The organism is Pseudomonas sp. PDM26, assembly GCF_019219185.1.
In the GTDB taxonomy this organism is placed as follows: Bacteria; Pseudomonadota; Gammaproteobacteria; order Pseudomonadales; family Pseudomonadaceae; genus Aquipseudomonas.
In genome coordinates, this window is sequence record NZ_JAHUWC010000011.1 from 145,720 (window position 1) to 164,410 (window position 18,691).

Below are 18,691 nucleotides of genomic sequence, written 5' to 3' on the forward strand. Positions count from 1 at the left end.
CATGCCCACCCTCACCACCTACCAAACCACCATCATCCCCGAATGGGTCGACTACAACGGCCACCTTCGCGACGCCTTCTACCTGCTGATCTTCAGCTACGCCACCGACGCGCTGATGGATCGCCTGGGACTGGACAGCAGCAGCCGCGAAGCCAGCGGCAACTCGCTGTTCACCCTCGAACTGCACCTCAACTACCTGCACGAAGTGAAGCTCGACGCCCAAGTCGAAGTGCACACTCAAATCATTGCCCACGACAGCAAGCGCGTGCACCTCTATCACAGCCTGCATCTGGTCGGTGATGCCCAGGAACTGGCAGGCAACGAACAGATGCTGCTGCACGTGGATCTCGCCGGGCCGCGTTCGGCCCCGTTCAGTGAACAGTCCTTGAGCCGGCTGCAAGCCATCGTCGCCGAACAGGTGGACCTGCCAACACCCGAGTACGTTGGCCGAGTGATCGCATTACCCCCAAAAAAATAACAAGGAGATCGCCATGAACACCGCCGCTGCATTTGCCGACTTTCGTACCTATCCGTTGATCAGCGCGCTGACTGGCGTGCAGACTCTGGCGGACCATGTTCTGGTGAAGTGGGCCGATAACCGTGTCAGCCCTTTCCACCATCAATGGCTGCGGGACAACTGCTCGTGCCCGCAATGCGTCTACACAGTGACCCGCGAGCAAGTGCTGGAAATCGTCGATGTGGCTCAAGACCTGATGCCCGATAACGCCCGTATAGACAGCGATGGCTGCCTGGCGGTGGATTGGCAGGACGGCCACGGCAGCCGCTTCGACCCCGGCTGGCTGCGTGCCCACGCCTATGACGATGATTCCCGCGCCGAGCGTCAGCAACGCAAGCCGAAAGCCAGGCTCTGGCACAGCGATTTGCAGTTGCCGGTGTTCGAGTATCAAGCGCTGATGAACGACTCCGACGCCTTGTTGCAATGGTTGTTGGCAGTACGGGACGTCGGATTGACCCAGGTCCGTGGCTTGCCCACCGAGCCCGGCTCCCTGAAACTGATCGCCCAACGGATTTCCTTCATCCGCGAGAGCAATTTCGGCGTGCTGTTCAACGTGCAATCCAAGGCCGACGCCGACAGCAACGCCTACACCGCCTTCAACCTGCCGCTGCACAGCGATTTGCCAACCCGTGAGTTGCAACCGGGGCTGCAGTTCCTGCATTGCCTGGTCAATGACGCCGAGGGTGGCGAGAGCATTTTTGTCGATGGTTTTGCCATCGCCGACGCCTTGCGCCGGGAAGACCCCGAATCCTTCAAAAACCTGTGTGAAATTCCCGTTGAGTTTCGCAACAAGGACCGTCACAGCGACTACCGCTGCCTGGCGCCGATCATTGCCGTGGATGCGTTGGGGCAGGTGTCGGAAATCCGCATGGCGAACTTTCTGCGCGGACCGTTCGATGCGTCGGTGGAACAGATGCCCAGACTCTATCGCGCCTACCGGCGCTTTATCGCGATGACCCGCGAGCCTCGATTCAGGTTGATGCAGCGGCTCAATCCAGGCGAGCTGTGGTGCTTCGACAACCGCCGCACCCTGCATGCCCGTAACGCCTTCGACCCGGCCACCGGGGCGCGGCATTTCCAGGGTTGCTATGTCGACCGGGATGAGTTGTTGTCGCGCATCCTCGTGTTGCAACGCTAGTCCGCGTCATCGTTCTTCGCTGGCAAGCCAGCTCCTACAGAGATCACACCGCCCCTGTAGGAGCTGGCTTGCCAGCGAAGGCATGGGGCCTGCCAACACCGATCCGCAGGCGAAAAAAAGCCCCGATCAAGCCGTGACATGATCGAGGCAGAGGGTACTGTTGAGGAGCTGCCGTGCGAGGGTGACCAAACCTTCGTGAAGCGAGCTGAGTCCAGTGTGCCCACTACCCCGCGAGCCAGGTTAGCCGAAAACGACATGTTCATAACCAATTGAGCCATTGCGACAATTCGCCCTTGCCGACACCCGGCACCCCCACCAGAATCGAACCACGACACCGTTCCCTGAAGAAGGATTGCGTCATGATGCACGCCGATTTGATAGACCAGGAAGACCTGTTGGGCCAGCTCAAGTCATTGGGATTCAACGTACCCAATGGAGCCACCGCCGAGCAGGCTTGCGAGTGCGTGGTAAGGGGCCTGGACGATACTCGGGCGTATGAGCTTCGCAAGATGGTCAAGGAGATGTACACCAGCAGCGCGACGATCCTGCCGGCAGTGCGCCAGGCCATCGACAAACAATTGCTGCCGGCGTTGTCGGAGTACCAGCAGAGCCATCGCAGCTGACAGAAAATCAAAAGATCGCAGCCTGCGGCAGCTCCTACAGTTGAAACACGTTCCCTGTAGGAGCTGCCGCAGGCTGTGATCTTTTAATGGCTTCTCGGTTTAAAGCCTTACGCTAGCGAACGTCGACTCATTACGCGCCTGGCTCAGCGCCGACAACGGCCCGGACAACGGCGACAGCACCAGCGCTTGCGGCAGCGGCATCATCGCCACTTGCTGGGTAGTGTTGGACCCTACGCGCTCGTCACGCGGTGGAATGCCGAAGTATTCGCGGTAGCACTTGGAGAAGTGCGGCGTGGACACGAAACCGCACACCGACGCCACTTCGATGATCGACATCGGCGTTTGCTTGAGCAATTGCCGCGCGCGGATCAGACGCAGCTTCAGGTAATAGCGCGACGGTGAGCAGTGCAGGTATTTCTGGAATAACCGCTCGAGCTGACGACGGGACACCGCAACATAAACCGCCAGTTCGTCGAGGTCGATCGGCTCTTCGAGGTTGGCTTCCATCAGCGCGACGATTTCCTGCAACTTCGGCTGGTTGGTGCCGAGCATGTGCTTGAGCGGCACACGCTGGTGATCCTGCTCGTTGCGGATGCGCTCGTAGACGAACATTTCCGAAATGGCCGCCGACAGTTCACGCCCGTGATCACGGCTGATCAGGTGCAGCATCATGTCCAGTGGCGCGGTGCCGCCCGAGCTGGTGAAACGGTTACGGTCGAGGGTGAACAGACGGGTGCTCATGGCTACCCGTGGGAAAGCTTCCTGCATCGCCGCCAGGCATTCCCAGTGCACGCTGCAATCGAAACCGTCGAGCAGGCCGGCGCAGGCCAGGGCCCAGCTGCCGGTGCACACCGCCCCGAGACGGCGGGACTGGCGGGCCTGGCTTTGCAGCCAGGACACGTGTTCGCGGGTCACCGTGCGCTGGATGCCGATGCCACCGCAAACAATCACGGTGTCCATTGGCGGGGCTTTGTGCATGGAGGCGTCGGGGGTGATCTGCAAGCCGTCACTCGCCCAGACCTGACCGCCATCGACGGTGAGGGTGGTCCAGCGATACAGCTCGCGACCGGACAACTGGTTGGCCATGCGCAGGGGTTCCACTGCGGACGCCAGGGAAATCAGCGTGAAATTGTCCAGCAGCAGAAAGCCGATGGATTGAGGCGCACGGTTCTGGGGTTGGGCCCCGGAGTTGAACGTCGTCATCGCGGTATCTCCTCACACAAAGCGGGTGATGGCCTCAGGCGGAGGCTCTTTTTATTGCCATCGTTCTCGCGTGGGAGACGGGCTTTGTAATGACAGAGCAATTGCCATGCCTATTTTTGAATGCGCGTTCAATAACTCCTGAAAACGACGTCGGAATGTGTATATATATGTCTTGCAAGGCAGGGGGATTTAAATGGCCATCAGGGCTGGCAAGCGCCCTGGCCCACAAGCTGTGAGCAATTCGGTAGCACTTGTGGGAACAGGGCTACGAGCAGTTGGAAGAGAGTGTCACCGCAGGCACGGGTGACGGGCGGTCGAAGGCCGGTTGGCCCTCGATCAGTGGCAAGACGATTTATCTGTGAGCGACGCGCCAAAAGGTGGCGCGTTTTAAATCGGGTGTTCACTTAGCGCGCAGTTTTGACTGGTCTGACGGTGTGTAGGAGCTGGCTTGCCAGCGAAGAGGCCAGTACATCCGACACATATTCAGCGGTAGAGCCACCGCTTTCGCTGGCAAGCCAGCTCCTACAGGGACAGGTGTGTCAGCACTCCACCGCACTCACCGCCAACCCACCCCGCGATGTCTCTTTATATTTGTCATGCATATCGGCACCGGTATCGCGCATGGTGCGGATCACCCGGTCCAGCGAAATAAAGTGCTGGCCATCACCGCGCAATGCCATTTGCGCCGCATTGATCGCCTTCACCGCGGCAATCGCGTTGCGCTCGATGCACGGCACCTGGACCAGCCCACCCACCGGGTCGCAGGTCAGGCCGAGGTTGTGCTCCAGACCGATCTCCGCCGCGTTGCACAGTTGCTCTGGTGTGGCGCCAAGAATTTCCGCCAGCCCGGCCGCCGCCATGGCGCAGGCCGAACCGACTTCGCCCTGACAGCCGACTTCGGCACCGGAGATCGAGGCGTTCTTCTTGCACAGGATTCCCACTGCCGCCGCACTGAGGAAGTAATCCACGACATTGGCGTCGGTCACCGCTTCGCTGAACTTCATGAAGTAGTGCAGTACCGCCGGAATGATCCCCGCCGCGCCGTTGGTCGGTGCCGTGACCATGCGCCCGCCGGCGGCGTTTTCTTCGTTGACCGCCAGGGCGAACAGGTTGACCCACTCCATGGCGCTCAAGGTCGAGCCGATCACGTTGGGTTTGTTCAGTTCCTGCAGGCTACGGTGCAGCTTGGCCGCACGACGGCGCACGTTCAGCCCGCCGGGCAGGATGCCTTCGTGCTTCAGGCCTTGTTCGACGCAATCTTGCATGGCGCGCCAGAGCTTCATCAGGCCGCTGCGGATTTCGTCCTCGCTGCGCCACACCCTCTCGTTAGCCATCATTAACTCAGCCACGCGCAGCTTGTGCTTTTTGCACAGTTCCAGCAGCTCGGCCGCACTGGAAAAGTCATAAGGCAACACAGTGCGGTCGAGGTCGACGACACCGCTGGAGGCCTGAGCCTCATCGACGACAAAACCGCCGCCAACCGAATAGTAGGTGTCGCGATGCAACTCGCCGTCATCACCCTCGACTATCAAGGTCATGGCGTTGGGATGGAATGGCAGGTTCTCGTCGATCAGGCGCATGTCCCGGGACCAGATGAAGGGCACCGGCAAGCGACTGTCGAGCAGCAGCGTATCGCTCTCGCGCAGAGTGGCGATGCGGATGCCGATTTGCGACGGATCGATCGCATCCGGCCACTCACCCATCAGGCCCATGATCACGGCATTGTCGCTGCCGTGGCCGATACCGGTGGCCGACAAAGAGCCGAACAGCTGGACTTCGACACGCCGCACCTGCTCAAGCAACCCGCGCTCGCGCAGGCCCTGCACAAACAAAGCCGCCGCCCGCATGGGCCCCACGGTATGTGAACTGGAAGGGCCGATGCCGATTTTGAACAGGTCGAAAACACTGATAGCCATTACTGCCGAACTCCTGGATGGGCCCACTGCGCACGCGAAAGCGCACGGTGACGGAGCTGCTACGCTCAAGCTGCAATCCGCCGAGATGAGCGCATCATCAAGCTTTTATCCAGTTGTTCGACGTCTCTAACCGACGCACTCATGCCCACCAGCGCCGCGTGTCTTTTACGCCGTGTTTTCGCCGTTTTTTTGCGGTTCAGAGGGGAAAATCGGGCTGAAAAAATCTGTAAACGACGTCACCGACACTGGATGCGACCATCCCTGTACTGGATACGACGCACCCTGTAGGCGTCAGATTTTCACTGGTACATGATCATATCGACTCGATTGCAAGGCGACGTGGTAGAGCTGTCTCCAGAACGCCACCCAACCGCAACCTATAAGTGCGGTGGTCCAGTCGGAACACTGCCAAAAAAAACACCAAGGAGTCCATCCATGAAAGGTTCCCCGTCGTTGTTGTTGGCCGCCATGCTTAGTCTGCCGGTTCTGGCGCAAGCTGCAGAACCGGCGCAGTGCAGTACCGTAAACTTCTCCGATGTCGGCTGGACCGACATCACCGCGACTACCGCGACCACCAGCGTCGTGCTCAATGCCCTTGGCTACAAGACCAAGACCACCATGATTTCCGTGCCCGTGACCTACAAGTCGCTGGCTGACGGCAAGAACATGGACGTGTTCCTGGGCAACTGGATGCCGACCATGGAAAACGACATCAAGGCTTACCGCGATGCCGGCACCGTGGAGACCGTGCGTACCAACCTCAAGGGCGCCAAGTACACCCTCGCCGTCCCCCAGGCTCTGTACGACAAGGGGCTGCATGACTTCGCCGATATCGCCAAATTCAAGAAGGAACTCGATGGCAAGATCTACGGCATCGAGCCTGGCAACGACGGCAACCGCCTGATCCAGTCGATGATCGACAAGAACGCCTTCGGCCTCAAGGACGCAGGCTTCAAGGTCGTCGAGTCCAGCGAAGCCGGCATGCTGTCGCAGGTCGACCGCGCGCAGAAACGCGACACCGCCGTGGTGTTCCTCGGCTGGGCGCCGCACCCGATGAACAAGCGCTTCAAGATTCAATACCTGACCGGTGGTGATGACTTCTTCGGCCCGGACTTCGGTGCCGCCACCGTGGCGACCAACACCCGCAAGGGTTATGCGCAGGAGTGCGGCAACGTCGGCCAGTTGCTGAAGAACCTGGAGTTCACCGTCGACATGGAAAGTGAACTGATGGGCAACATCCTGGACGACAAGATGAAGCCTGACGCGGCCGCCAAGGCCTGGCTGAAAAAGAATCCACAGGTGCTCGATACCTGGCTCGCTGGCGTGACCACCATTGACGGTAAACCTGGCCTGGAGGCCGTGAAAGCCAAACTGACGCCTTGAATTAGGGAGCATCGCTTATGCCGGACGGCCCACACCGTCCGGGCTGTTAATTACCTTGCATGCGGACGTTCACTACCATGCTGATTGATCAGAAAATACCCCTAGGCCAGTACATCGCGGGCTTTGTTGAATGGTTGACGCAACACGGCGCCAGCACCTTCGACGCAATCGCCGTGTCTCTGGAAACGATGATCCACGGCGTGACCTTTGCGCTGACCTGGTTCAACCCGCTGGCACTGATCGGCCTAATCGCACTACTGGCACATTTCATTCAACGTAAATGGGGTCTGACCGCGTTTGTCGTTGCCTCCTTTCTGCTGATCCTCAATCTGGGGTACTGGCAGGAAACCATGGAAACCCTCGCCCAGGTGATGTTCGCCACCCTGGTCTGCGTGGTCATCGGCGTGCCGCTGGGCATCGTCGCCGCGCACAAGCCGATGTTCTATACTTTAATGCGTCCGGTACTCGATCTGATGCAGACCGTACCGACTTTCGTGTACCTCATTCCTACCCTCACCCTCTTCGGGCTGGGTGTGGTCCCGGGCCTGATCTCCACGGTGGTGTTCGCGATTGCCGCGCCCATCCGCCTGACTTACCTGGGTATCCGCGATGTACCGGAAGAATTGATGGACGCCGGCAAGGCCTTTGGCTGCTCGCGCCGTCAGCTGCTCTCGCGGATCGAACTGCCCCACGCCATGCCAAGCATTGCGGCAGGCATCACCCAGTGCATCATGCTGTCCCTTTCGATGGTGGTGATTGCGGCACTTGTGGGCGCCGATGGCCTGGGCAAACCGGTGGTCAACGCACTGAACACTGCTGATATCGCCCTGGGCTTCGAAGCAGGCCTGGCGATCGTACTGCTGGCGATCATGCTCGACCGTATCTGCAAACAACCCGACGCCAAAGTAGGGGGTGACGCATGAGCATTATTCGCTTCGATAACGTTGACGTTATCTTCTCCAAGGATCCACGCGAGGCGCTCAAGCTGCTGGATCAGGGCATGACCCGTAACGAGATCCTGAAAAAGACCGGGCAGATTGTCGGCGTTGAAAAAGCCAGCCTGGATATCGAAAAAGGTGAAATCTGCGTACTGATGGGCCTGTCCGGCTCCGGCAAGTCCAGCCTGCTGCGCTGCATCAACGGCCTCAACACTGTCAGCCGTGGCAAGTTGTTCGTCGAGCACGAAGGCAAGCAGATCGACATTGCGTCCTGCAGCCCCGCCGAACTGAAAATGATGCGCACCAAGCGCATTGCGATGGTGTTCCAGAAGTTCGCCCTGATGCCCTGGCTGACCGTTCGCGAAAACATCAGCTTCGGCCTGGAAATGCAGGGTCGTCCCGAGAAAGAACGACGCAAACTGGTGGACGAAAAGCTTGAACTGGTGGGCCTGGCCCAGTGGCGCAACAAGAAACCCGATGAGCTGTCCGGTGGTATGCAGCAACGCGTGGGCCTGGCCCGTGCCCTGGCGATGGACGCCGACATTCTGCTGATGGACGAACCGTTCTCGGCACTCGACCCGCTGATCCGTCAGGGCCTGCAAGACGAGCTGCTGGAGCTGCAACGCAAGCTGCACAAGACCATCGTCTTCGTGAGCCACGACCTTGATGAAGCGCTGAAACTCGGCAGCCGTATCGCGATCATGAAAGACGGCCGGATCATCCAGTACAGCAAGCCGGAAGAAATCGTCCTCAACCCTGCGGACGACTACGTGCGGACCTTCGTGGCTCACACCAACCCGCTGAACGTACTGTGCGGTCGCAGCCTGATGCGCACCCTGGACAACTGCAAACGCATCAACGGTTCGGTGTGCCTGGATCCGGGCGGCGATTCGTGGCTGGACCTGGCCGAGGGCAACACCATCAAGGGCGCTCGCCAGAACGGGTCTGCCCTGGACTTGCAGAACTGGGTACCGGGTCAGGCCGTTGAAGGCCTGGGTCGTCGACCAACCCTGGTGGACTCGAACATCGGCATGCGCGATGCGCTGCAGATTCGTTATCAGACCGGCAACAAACTGGTGCTGCACGACAACAACAAGGTGGTGGGGATCCTTGGCGACAGCGAGCTGTATCACGCGCTGCTCGGCAAGAACCTGGGGTAAGGCAACAGAAACGAAAACGCCGCGAGAGATCGCGGCGTTTTTGTTAGTGCAGAAATTCAACTGTAAACAGAGAACCCTGTGGCGAGGGGGCTTGCCCCCGTTGGGTTGCGCAGCGACCCTAAACCCATACACCGCAGTAGTTCAGACAAACCGCATTATCCGGATTTACGACGGCTGCGCCGCCGAACGGGGGCAAGCCCCCTCGCCACAATCAGATCTGCGGTGCATTCACTGCACCGCATCCCCTCACAACTCAGCTATAGACGCGGCCAAGGAGCTGCCGATGGCTTTCAAACTGATCGAGCACGTCACGGGTGATCTGATCCTGGGTGAAGCCCATCAAGTCGTAGTCCTGGCTGCCGTTATGCAGATACACCTCGGCACGGTAGTAACGCTGACGCGCCTCATCGGACTGAGCCGATTCGGTCGGTGTGGCCAGGTACCCGTCCAGGCTGACTTCGTAGACGAAAGGATTGCCCTCTTCCATCTCGACCCGCACGCCCATGCAGCGCTTGGACTTGCCCAGCAGCGTCTGCACTTGCAGACCTTGAGCACGCATTTGCACCGTCGCATCTTCCAGCGCCGGGCTCACGTGCTTGTCCATGAAACGCTGCACGACCGACTGGCTCGGTTGCAGGTCCAGTTGGGTCAAGCGCTCGCTGAAACCACGACGACCGCGTGCCGCCAACTCGGCTTGTTCCTGTTCGATCTGCACATCCTGGCGCATGGCCTTGTGCAAGCCAAACATGAAGAACACCAGCACCACCGAGAACGGCAGGCCGGCCAGCACCACCATGGTTTGCATGGCTTCGAAGTTGCCGGCGAACAGCAGGCCGATGGTCACCAGGGTGATCACCGCCGACCAGAAGATCCGCAGCCAGTGCGGTGCGTCTTCGTCGACATTGCCGCCCTTGCAGGACAGGTTGGCCATCATCACCGCGCCGGAATCCGCCGGTGTCAGGAACAGCACAAAACCGACAAAGATCGACACGCCGATCACCACTTTCGACGCCGGGTAATGCTCAAGCAACTGGTAGATCGCCATGGACGGCTGTTCCAGCGCCGTCTTCCCGAGCTCTACCGCCCCGTGGTTCATCACCAGGTCCAGGGCCGAGTTGCCGAAGATCGACAGCCACGCCAGAGTGAAGCCCAGCGGAATCAGCAGCACACCGGCGACCAGCTCGCGCACCGTGCGACCACGGGAAATACGCGCGATGAACATGCCCACGAATGGCGCCCAGGAAATCCACCAGGCCCAGTAGAACAGGGTCCACAGGCCCAGCCAGCGGTCGGACTTCTCACTGTCGCCTTCGTACACATAGAGGTCGAAAGTCTTCAGCACCACGCCGTTCAGGTAGTCACCGACGTTCTGCACGAAGCCGTTGAGCAGGTGCAGGGTCGGACCAAACAACAGGACGAAAATCAGCAGGCCGCTGAACAGCACGATGTTGAGGTTGGACAGACGACGGATGCCGTTTTCCACGCCCGACACGGCAGCGATGGTCGCCACGGTGCTCATCACAATGATCACGATCAGCAGGTTGGTGTTGCTGTGCTCCATGCCGAACAGGTTTTCCAGCCCCGACGACACTTGCAGCGAACCAATCCCCAGGTTGGTCACCAGACCCAGCAGGGTCACGAACATGCCAAAACCGTCCACCGCATGCCCGGCCGCGCCCTTGACCCAACGCTCGCCCACCAGCGGATACAGCGCCGAACGCAACGCCAACGGCTGGTTATGACGGTAAGCAAAGTAGGCAACGGCCAGACCGACCAGTGCGTAAATCGCCCAGCCGTGCAGGCCCCAGTGCAGGAATGTCAGCTGAACGGCCTGACGGGCGGCAAGGTTGCTGCCGGCCACGCCTTCCGGTGGGTTGAAGTAGTGGTCCAGCGGCTCGGAAGCACCGAAGTACAGCAACGAGATGCCGATACCCGACGAAAACAGCATCCCCGCCCAGGCGCCGTAGCTGAAGTCCGGGGTGTCGTCCTTGCTGCCGAGCTTGAGTTTGCCGTAGGACGAAAACGCCAGGCCGACGACAAAAATCAGGTAGGTGGCAATCACCACCATGTAGTACCAGCCGAAGCTGCGGGACAACCAGGCTTGCGCCATACCCAGCATTCTGCCGGCCTCTTGCGGGGCGATGATCAGAATGGCGGTCAACAACAGAATCAACGCGGTAGAGGTGTAAAACACCCAACCGTTGACCGTCACCTTCTCGGGTGGGGTCTTTATTAGCGAGGCAGAACTCATGGCACAGAAGCTCCGGGCAGTGCGAGAGAAGAACGCAAGACAAACGGGTTACCCGACCAATCGGTTAGTGGGCAGCCGACCGGCGGGTGATATAAAGACAGCCCGAAAAAAGCCCGAAACCCCTGGAGCGCCGCAGCGCGTAGGTTTCGAGCAGTTTCGGAAGTCGTTTTTTCCGTCGCTACATGTAGGAAAAATCTGTAGGCAGCGACGATTTGTCGCAGATCTTATTCTTTGTTGATTGAACGTTCAATCAAAACAAAATAGACTGGCCTTCAACCCGGTAGCCGTCCTACGTCCACCGGAAGGCCTAAGGAGATGTGCAAGATGCCCAAGGTCGGTATGCAACCCATCCGCCGCCAGCAATTGATCGAAGCCACTTTGCAGGCCGTCGATCGGGTCGGAATGGGGGACGCCAGCATTGCGCTGATCGCCCGTTTGGCCGGTGTCTCGAACGGCATCATCAGTCACTACTTTCAGGACAAGAATGGCCTGATCGCCGCCACCATGGGGCACCTGATGACTGTCCTGAGCGAGAACGTCACCGCGCGCCGACAGGCGCTGAAAGATGACAGCCCCCGGGCGCATCTGCAGGTGATCATCGAAGGCAACTTCGACGCCAGCCAGGTCAATGGTCCGGCAATGAAAACCTGGCTGGCCTTCTGGGCCACCAGCATGCACCAGCCGTCTTTGCACAGGTTGCAGCGGATCAACGATCACCGTCTGTATTCCAACCTGTGCTGCCAGTTCCGCCGTGTGCTGCCGCTCAATGATGCGCGCAGTGCCGCCCGGGGCCTGGCAGCGTTGATCGACGGCTTGTGGTTGCGCGGCGCGCTGTCGGGAGATGCTTTCGACACCGGGCAGGCGCAACGGATCGCTTACGAATACATGGATATCCAACTGGCCAAGCGGGTGAGTTAGAGCACACATAAACGCTCAACCACCGGACCGTGCCAACCACTTAATGCTCTTGCGAGGACTTTATGGCCCGTTTCGAACTGCAAAAACTCTACATCGATGGCGCTTACAGTGACGCCAGCAGCGACGCCACTTTCGAAGCCATCAACCCGGCTAATGGTGAAGTCCTCGCAACAGTACAACGTGCGACCAAGGAAGACGTCGAGCGCGCTGTGGTCAGTGCCGAAAAGGGCCAGAAAATCTGGGCTGCAATGACCGCGATGGAGCGTTCGCGCATCCTGCGTCGCGCCGTGGAAATCCTGCGCGAGCGCAACGACGAACTGGCCGCCCTGGAAACCCTGGACACCGGCAAGGCCTACTCCGAAACCCGCTACGTCGACATCGTCACCGGCGCTGACGTGCTGGAGTACTACGCTGGCCTGGCACCGGCCATCGAAGGCGAGCAGATTCCGCTGCGCACCACTTCGTTCGTCTACACCCGTCGCGAGCCGCTGGGCATCGTGGCCGGTATTGGCGCGTGGAACTACCCGATCCAGATCGCCCTGTGGAAATCCGCACCTGCCCTGGCGGCCGGTAACGCGATGATCTTCAAGCCAAGTGAAGTCACCTCGCTGACCACCCTGAAACTGGCCGAGATCTACACCGAAGCCGGCGTGCCAAACGGCGTGTTCAACGTCCTGACCGGCAGCGGCCGCGAAGTCGGCACCTGGCTGACCGAGCACCCGCGCATCGAGAAAGTCTCCTTCACCGGCGGCACCGATACCGGCAAGAAAGTCATGGCCAGCGCTTCGGCTTCGTCGCTCAAGGACGTGACCATGGAACTGGGCGGCAAATCCCCGCTGATCATCTGCGACGACGCCGACCTCGATCGCGCTGCCGACACCGCGATGATGGCCAACTTCTACAGTTCCGGCCAGGTCTGCACCAACGGCACTCGCGTGTTCGTACCGGCTCACCTGAAAACCGCTTTCGAAGCCAAGATCGTTGAGCGCGTTGCGCGCATCCGCGTCGGCAACCCGGAAGACGAAAACACCAACTTCGGCCCACTGGTCAGCTTCGCCCACATGGAAAGCGTGCTGGGCTACATCGCCAAGGGCAAGGAAGAAGGCGCCCGCGTCCTGTGCGGCGGCGAACGCCTGACCGACGGCGAATTCGCCAAAGGTGCATTCGTGGCCCCGACCGTGTTCACCGACTGCACCGACGACATGACCATCGTGCGTGAAGAAATCTTTGGCCCGGTGATGGCAATCCTCACCTACGAAACCGAAGAAGAAGTGATCCGTCGCGCCAACGACACTGACTTCGGCCTGGCCGCCGGTATCGTCACCCGCGACCTGAACCGCGCGCACCGCGTGATTCATCAACTGGAAGCCGGTATCTGCTGGATCAACGCCTGGGGCGAGTCCGACGCGAAGATGCCGGTCGGCGGCTACAAGCAGTCGGGTGTCGGCCGCGAGAACGGCATCAGCTCGCTGAACAACTTCACCCGCATCAAATCGGTACAGGTCGAACTGGGCGATTACGTCTCGGTGTTCTGATCCGCTGCGAGCCTGTGGGGCCTTTTGTGGCGAGGGAGCTCGCTCCCGCTGGGCTGCGAAGCGGCCCCAACTTCAGACACCGCGTTCATGCAGACAGAACACAGTCGCTGACTTTGCGACTGCTGCGCAGCCGAGCGGGAGCAAGCTCCCTCGCCACAACGATTGGCAACTCGGTGCGCGACCTGACCAACTTCAAAGAGGGTGCATTCAATGTCCCAAGAATTCGACTACATCATCATCGGTGCCGGCTCGGCCGGTAACACCCTGGCGACCCGTCTGACCGAAGACGCAGGCGTCACCGTCCTGCTGCTCGAAGCGGGCGGCCCGGACTACCGCCTGGACTTCCGCACGCAAATGCCGGCCGCCCTGGCGTTCCCGCTGCAAGGCCGTCGCTACAACTGGGCCTACGAAACCGATCCTGAGCCACACATGGACGGCCGTCGCATGGAATGCGGTCGCGGCAAGGGCCTGGGCGGTTCCTCGCTGATCAACGGCATGTGCTACATCCGCGGCAATGCCATGGACTACGACGGCTGGGCGAAACTGCCAGGCCTGGAAGACTGGTCGTACCTGGACTGCCTGCCGTATTTCCGTAAAGCGGAAACCCGTGACATCGGCCCGAACGACTACCACGGTGGCGACGGCCCAGTCAGCGTGACCACACCGAAAGCCGGCAACAACCCGCTGTTCCACGCCATGGTGGAAGCGGGCGTGCAGGCCGGTTACCCGCGTACCGAAGACCTGAACGGCTACCAACAGGAAGGCTTCGGCCCGATGGACCGCACCGTGACGCCCAAGGGTCGTCGTGCCTCCACCGCCCGCGGCTACCTGGACGTCGCCAAGAAGCGTTCGACCCTGACCATCGTCACTCATGCCCTGACCGACAAGATCCTGTTCGAAGGCAAGCGTGCGGTCGGCGTACGTTACCTGGTCGGCGCCGCTGAAGAGCGTGTAGAAGTCAAAGCACGCAAGGAAGTCCTGCTGTGCTCCGGCGCCATCGCTTCGCCGCAGATCCTGCAACGCTCCGGCGTCGGCCCGGCCGAGTTGCTGAACAAGCTCGACATTCCAGTGGTCCACGACCTGCCGGGGGTCGGTGAAAACCTGCAGGATCACCTTGAGTTGTACCTGCAATACGCTTGCACCCAACCGGTCTCGCTGTACCCGTCGCTGCTCTTGCACAACCAGCCGGCCATCGGTGCCGAATGGCTGTTCAACGGCACCGGCATCGGCGCCAGCAACCAGTTCGAAGCCGGCGGTTTCATTCGCACCCGTCCGGAATTCGAATGGCCGAACATCCAGTACCACTTCCTGCCGGTGGCGATTAACTACAACGGCAGCAACGGTGTGAAAGAGCACGGTTTCCAGGCGCACATGGGCTCCATGCGTTCGCCAAGCCGTGGTCGCATCCAGGCCAAGTCCAAAGACCCGCGCCAGCACCCGAGCATCCTGTTCAACTACATGGCCACCGAGCAGGACTGGCAGGAGTTCCGCGACGGCATTCGCCTGACCCGTGAAATCATGCAGCAGCCTGCGCTGGACCCCTTCCGTGGCCGCGAGATCAGCCCGGGCATCGACGTGCAAAGCGACGAGCAGCTGGACAAGTTCATCCGCGAGCACGCCGAAACCGCGTTCCACCCGTCCTGCTCGTGCAAGATGGGCACCGACGAAATGGCCGTGGTCGATGGCGAAGGTCGCGTGCATGGCATGCAAAGCCTGCGTGTGGTCGATGCCTCGATCATGCCAATCATCACCACCGGCAACCTCAACGCACCGACGATCATGATGGCCGAGAAAATCGCCGACAAGATCCGTGGCCGCAAGCCGTTGCCGCGCAGCACCGCCACTTACTATGTGGCTGGTGAAGCGCCGGTGAAGGGCAAGCCGGTGCGGGAATTGAGCCAGACGGCGTAAGGCGTTACACCGCGTCACGGCCAATCGCGAGCAGGCTCGCTCCTACAGTTGATCGCGCTCCCTCATGGGAATGCGGTTGAATGTAGGAGCGAGCCTGCTCGCGATGAGACCCGACCAGACACCCCCCCCTCCCCAAAGCATCTCCGCTCTAGACCGCTCTCCACCCTTGATCCTCCCCCCGCGCAGGCCTAATCTAGCGCCACGCAATCGTTTCACCCCTCCCCTCGCAACACAGCTCCATCGCCACTCCACACCCAGGAGGTTCACGAATGTTCGATTTCCATCCCCAGCTCAAGCAGCGCTTCGCTGCCTTGCGCACGGGTGCCGAATTCTTTTCCCTGCGTTATGTGCGCGAATCCGGGCAGTACCTGTCGGTGCGCAAGAACGTCGCCGAACCGCCGAGCCTGAGCCGTGACGAAGGGGCGATGCTGACCGTGCGGGTCAATGGCGTCGAGGCCTATGCGGCGACCAACGACCTGTCGCAACAAGGCCTGCAAGCCGCCCTCGAACGCGCCGAACTCCAGGCCCGCCGACTCAAGCCCCACGCCTTGCTGGACCTGCGTGAACAGGCTGTTTCCAGCGACCGCGCCGATTACTTTTCGCCCAACCTCGGGCAGGCCTTCCCGTCCCTGAGCGACTGCTACCAACTGCTCGGCACCGAGTCGGCTGCCGTGCCCAAGGACGAGCGCGTGGTGAACTGGCAGGTCAGCCTCGGCATCACCCACGTCGAGCAGATTTACCTCAACAGCGCCGGTGCCGAACTGCGCCAGGCCCAACGCTTTGTCTACCCTGGCCTGGACGTCACGGCCTACGACGGCAACGACAGCCAGACCCGCAGCCTTGGCCGCGAGAACTTCGGCCAGCAAGGCGCGGCGGACGTCATCAGCCGCTGCGGCCTGATCGGTGCCGGTGCCCAGGTGGCCGATCAGACCCTGCAATTGCTCCTGGCGCCGAACACCCCGCAAGGCAAGCGCGACCTGCTGCTGATGCCCGACCAGATGATGCTGCAAATCCACGAGTCCATCGGCCATCCGCTGGAGCTGGACCGCATCCTCGGCGACGAGCGCAATTACGCCGGCACCAGTTTCGTCAAAGCCAGTGATTTCGGCCGCCTGCAATACGGCTCCGGCCTGCTCAACGTGACCTTCGACCCGGACATCCCCGAAGAACTCGCCAGCTACGGCCATGACGACGACGGCACACCCGCCAGCAAACAGTTCCTGATCCGTGAAGGCCTGTTGCTGCGCCCGCTGGGTGGTGCGTTGTCGCAATTCCGTGCCGGCATGGACGGCGTCGCCAACAGCCGCGCCTGCGGCTGGAACCGCCCACCCATCGACCGCATGGCCAACCTCAACATCGAGCCCGGTGATCAGTCCATCGAACAGCTGATCGGCGGTATCGAACACGGCGTGCTGATGTCGACCAACCGCTCATGGTCGATCGACGATGCGCGCAACAAATTCCAGTTCGGCTGCGAATGGGGCCAAATTATCGAAAACGGCGAACTCAAGGGCGTGGTCAAGAACCCCAATTACCGGGGCATCTCCGCGCAATTCTGGAAGAGCCTCAGCGCCGTCGGCGATGCCAGTACCTTCAAGGTCCTCGGCACACCGAACTGCGGCAAGGGTGAACCGAACCAGGTGATCCGCGTCGGTCACGCATCACCGGCCTGCGTGTTCAGCAACGTTGATGTATTCGGAGGAGACGCCTGATGAATCCTTCAAACAGCCAGTCCGCGTCGTTCAAGGCACTGGTCAATAGCTTGCGTGAAGCGCTTCGCGAGCCTGAGCAGTTCACCCTCAGCTACGCCGCCGAGTCGTCGGCCTTCGTGCGTTTCAACCACGCCAAGGTGCGTCAGGCCGGTCAGGTGCAGCAGGCGAGTATCGGCCTGAAGCTGATCAACGAAGGCCGCCATGCCGACCTGCACATCACCCTGGCCGGCGATCCGCAGGTGGATGCGCAGCGCCTGAGCGAAGGTCTGCAACAGTTGCGTGAAACCCTGCCACTGTTGCCTGCGGACCCGTACTTGCTGCTCAACCACAACGGCTGGCAGAGCAACAACGTGCAGTCGCACCCGCTGCCGGACACCGAGCAGGTCGTCGCGCAAATCACCCAGGCCGCCGAAGGCCTGGATCTGGTCGGATTCTATGCTGCAGGGCCTATCAGTCGTGGCTTTGCCAGTTCTTCGGGCGCCTTCGGCTGGCATCAGGCCAACAGTTTCAATTTCGACTTCAGCCTGTTCCACGAGAATGGCCAGGCCGTGAAAGCCAGCTACGCCGGGCACGACTGGAGCAGCGATGGCTTTGCCAAACGCTTCCAGCAAGCCCGCGAACAGCTTGAGTTTCTGGGTCGGCCGCTGCGCACCTTGGCGCCCGGCCAATACCGCGCCTACCTGGCACCGGCGGCACTGGAAGAAATCATGGGCATGCTGTGCTGGGGTGGTTTCTCGGCACAGTCGATTGCCAGCAAAAGCAGCCCGCTGCAGAAGCTCTACGGGGGTGACAGCGCTTTCAGCCTGTTGGTCTCGCTGGATGAAAAAGTCAGCGGCTCGCTGAGCCCGGCGTTTTCCGATGAGGGTTATCCGCGCAGCGACCTGGCGTTGATCGTCGACGGCAAGGCCGGGGCGCAACTGGTCGGCTCGCGCAGCGCCGCTGAATACGGTTTGACTGCCAATGGCGCCAGCGGCGGTGAATCACCGAGCGCACTGAACATGAAAGCCGGGGCATTGCCTGACGCGGACATCCTCAAGCAATTGGGCACGGGGCTGTACATCAGCAACCTGTGGTACCTGAACTTCTCGGATCAACCGGCCGCACGCCTGACCGGCATGACCCGCTTTGCCACGTTCTGGGTCGAGAACGGCGAGATCCAGGCACCGGTCAGCACCATGCGTTTTGATGACAGTGCTTTCAGCCTGCTCGGTTCGCAGCTGGAAGCATTGACCGAGGAGCGGGAGTTGTTGCTGTCGGCAAGTACATATAGCCAGCGGGCGACGGCTTCGGCGTTGTTGCCAGGGGCGTTGGTCAGCCGATTGACCCTGACCCTTTAAAAGCTTCGCGAGCAGGCTCGCTCCCACATGGACAGCACAATTCCTGTAGGAGCGAGCTTGCTCGCGAAGAATGAGAAGGCAGCGCATTTATTCAGACAGCACGCATCATCGTTCACGTCCATCGCGAGCAAGCTCGCTCCTACAGAAGA

The 18,691-nt window shown here is 60.6% G+C and carries 14 protein-coding genes; 11 read left to right on the forward strand and 3 right to left on the reverse strand.

Features of this window, described 5'->3' with window-relative positions:
- Position 1: 1 nt before the first annotated feature.
- From KW849_RS21380 to KW849_RS21390, 3 genes are all read left to right on the forward strand, one after another.
- Complete coding sequence (locus tag KW849_RS21380; RefSeq protein ID WP_218431152.1) at positions 2-478, forward strand: thioesterase family protein; 477 nt, start codon at positions 2-4, stop codon at positions 476-478.
- 13 nt (positions 479-491) lie between these two features.
- Positions 492-1,655 (forward strand): gamma-butyrobetaine dioxygenase, encoded by a 1,164-nt coding sequence (locus tag KW849_RS21385; RefSeq protein WP_218431153.1) that lies wholly within the window; start codon positions 492-494, stop codon positions 1,653-1,655.
- A gap of 359 nt (positions 1,656-2,014) precedes the next feature.
- The gene (locus KW849_RS21390; protein WP_218431154.1) at positions 2,015-2,278 is read left to right on the forward strand and encodes a hypothetical protein; all 264 of its coding nucleotides are present in this window, start codon (positions 2,015-2,017) and stop codon (positions 2,276-2,278) included.
- A gap of 99 nt (positions 2,279-2,377) precedes the next feature.
- On the opposite strand, the gene KW849_RS21395 is transcribed toward KW849_RS21390, so the two are convergent.
- Both KW849_RS21395 and KW849_RS21400 read right to left on the reverse strand, forming a co-directional pair.
- Positions 2,378-3,481 carry a GlxA family transcriptional regulator gene (locus KW849_RS21395; RefSeq protein WP_007975492.1) on the reverse strand — a complete coding sequence of 368 codons (1,104 nt, stop codon included), beginning with the start codon at positions 3,479-3,481 and terminating at the stop codon, positions 2,378-2,380.
- A gap of 539 nt (positions 3,482-4,020) precedes the next feature.
- Positions 4,021-5,397 carry an L-serine ammonia-lyase gene (locus KW849_RS21400; RefSeq protein WP_218431155.1) on the reverse strand — a complete coding sequence of 459 codons (1,377 nt, stop codon included), beginning with the start codon at positions 5,395-5,397 and terminating at the stop codon, positions 4,021-4,023.
- Between the two features lie 435 nt (positions 5,398-5,832).
- Here KW849_RS21400 and KW849_RS21405 point away from each other — a divergent pair, with 435 nt between their 5' ends.
- The 3 genes from KW849_RS21405 to choV all read left to right on the forward strand — a co-directional run bounded on the left by KW849_RS21405 (position 5,833) and on the right by choV (position 8,878).
- On the forward strand, positions 5,833-6,780 hold the full coding sequence (locus KW849_RS21405; protein ID WP_218431156.1) for a choline ABC transporter substrate-binding protein: 948 nt from the start codon (positions 5,833-5,835) through the stop codon (positions 6,778-6,780).
- A gap of 77 nt (positions 6,781-6,857) precedes the next feature.
- Complete coding sequence (gene choW, locus KW849_RS21410) at positions 6,858-7,703, forward strand: choline ABC transporter permease subunit (protein ID WP_108216985.1); 846 nt, start codon at positions 6,858-6,860, stop codon at positions 7,701-7,703.
- Positions 7,700-8,878 carry a choline ABC transporter ATP-binding protein gene (gene choV / locus KW849_RS21415; RefSeq protein ID WP_218431157.1) on the forward strand — a complete coding sequence of 393 codons (1,179 nt, stop codon included), beginning with the start codon at positions 7,700-7,702 and terminating at the stop codon, positions 8,876-8,878. Before choW ends, choV begins: the two co-directional genes overlap by 4 nt.
- Before the next feature lie 253 nt (positions 8,879-9,131).
- Here the strand turns inward: choV and KW849_RS21420 are convergent, their stop codons facing one another.
- Positions 9,132-11,072, reverse strand: coding sequence for a BCCT family transporter (locus KW849_RS21420; protein WP_371319169.1), 1,941 nt, complete (start codon positions 11,070-11,072; stop codon positions 9,132-9,134).
- Positions 11,073-11,453: 381 nt separating this feature from the next.
- Here KW849_RS21420 and betI point away from each other — a divergent pair, with 381 nt between their 5' ends.
- The 5 genes from betI (at position 11,454) to KW849_RS21445 (ending at position 18,542) form a co-directional block, all read left to right on the forward strand.
- A complete protein-coding gene (gene betI / locus KW849_RS21425) occupies positions 11,454-12,047 on the forward strand; it encodes a transcriptional regulator BetI (protein ID WP_218431159.1) in 594 nt (197 codons plus the stop codon).
- 62 nt (positions 12,048-12,109) lie between these two features.
- The gene (gene betB, locus KW849_RS21430) at positions 12,110-13,582 is read left to right on the forward strand and encodes a betaine-aldehyde dehydrogenase (protein ID WP_218431160.1); all 1,473 of its coding nucleotides are present in this window, start codon (positions 12,110-12,112) and stop codon (positions 13,580-13,582) included.
- A 210-nt stretch (positions 13,583-13,792) separates the two neighbouring features.
- Positions 13,793-15,493, forward strand: a complete 1,701-nt coding sequence (betA, locus tag KW849_RS21435; RefSeq protein ID WP_218431161.1) for a choline dehydrogenase — start codon at positions 13,793-13,795, stop codon at positions 15,491-15,493.
- Positions 15,494-15,762: 269 nt separating this feature from the next.
- Positions 15,763-17,205, forward strand: a complete 1,443-nt coding sequence (locus tag KW849_RS21440; protein ID WP_218431162.1) for a TldD/PmbA family protein — start codon at positions 15,763-15,765, stop codon at positions 17,203-17,205.
- On the forward strand, positions 17,205-18,542 hold the full coding sequence (locus KW849_RS21445) for a TldD/PmbA family protein (RefSeq protein WP_218431163.1): 1,338 nt from the start codon (positions 17,205-17,207) through the stop codon (positions 18,540-18,542). Before KW849_RS21440 ends, KW849_RS21445 begins: the two co-directional genes overlap by 1 nt.
- Positions 18,543-18,691: the final 149 nt, after the last annotated feature.

Bases quoted from the DNA above. Each gene is read 5' to 3' on its own strand.
- KW849_RS21380 (WP_218431152.1), top strand. From the start codon at position 2: ATGCCCACCCTCACCACCTACCAAACCACCATCATCCCCGAATGGGTC.
- KW849_RS21385 (WP_218431153.1), top strand. From the start codon at position 492: ATGAACACCGCCGCTGCATTTGCCGACTTTCGTACCTATCCGTTGATC.
- KW849_RS21390 (WP_218431154.1), top strand. From the start codon at position 2,015: ATGATGCACGCCGATTTGATAGACCAGGAAGACCTGTTGGGCCAGCTC.
- KW849_RS21395 (WP_007975492.1), bottom strand. From the start codon at position 3,481: ATGACGACGTTCAACTCCGGGGCCCAACCCCAGAACCGTGCGCCTCAA.
- KW849_RS21400 (WP_218431155.1), bottom strand. From the start codon at position 5,397: ATGGCTATCAGTGTTTTCGACCTGTTCAAAATCGGCATCGGCCCTTCC.
- KW849_RS21405 (WP_218431156.1), top strand. From the start codon at position 5,833: ATGAAAGGTTCCCCGTCGTTGTTGTTGGCCGCCATGCTTAGTCTGCCG.
- choW (WP_108216985.1), top strand. From the start codon at position 6,858: ATGCTGATTGATCAGAAAATACCCCTAGGCCAGTACATCGCGGGCTTT.
- choV (WP_218431157.1), top strand. From the start codon at position 7,700: ATGAGCATTATTCGCTTCGATAACGTTGACGTTATCTTCTCCAAGGAT.
- betI (WP_218431159.1), top strand. From the start codon at position 11,454: ATGCCCAAGGTCGGTATGCAACCCATCCGCCGCCAGCAATTGATCGAA.
- betB (WP_218431160.1), top strand. From the start codon at position 12,110: ATGGCCCGTTTCGAACTGCAAAAACTCTACATCGATGGCGCTTACAGT.
- betA (WP_218431161.1), top strand. From the start codon at position 13,793: ATGTCCCAAGAATTCGACTACATCATCATCGGTGCCGGCTCGGCCGGT.
- KW849_RS21440 (WP_218431162.1), top strand. From the start codon at position 15,763: ATGTTCGATTTCCATCCCCAGCTCAAGCAGCGCTTCGCTGCCTTGCGC.
- KW849_RS21445 (WP_218431163.1), top strand. From the start codon at position 17,205: ATGAATCCTTCAAACAGCCAGTCCGCGTCGTTCAAGGCACTGGTCAAT.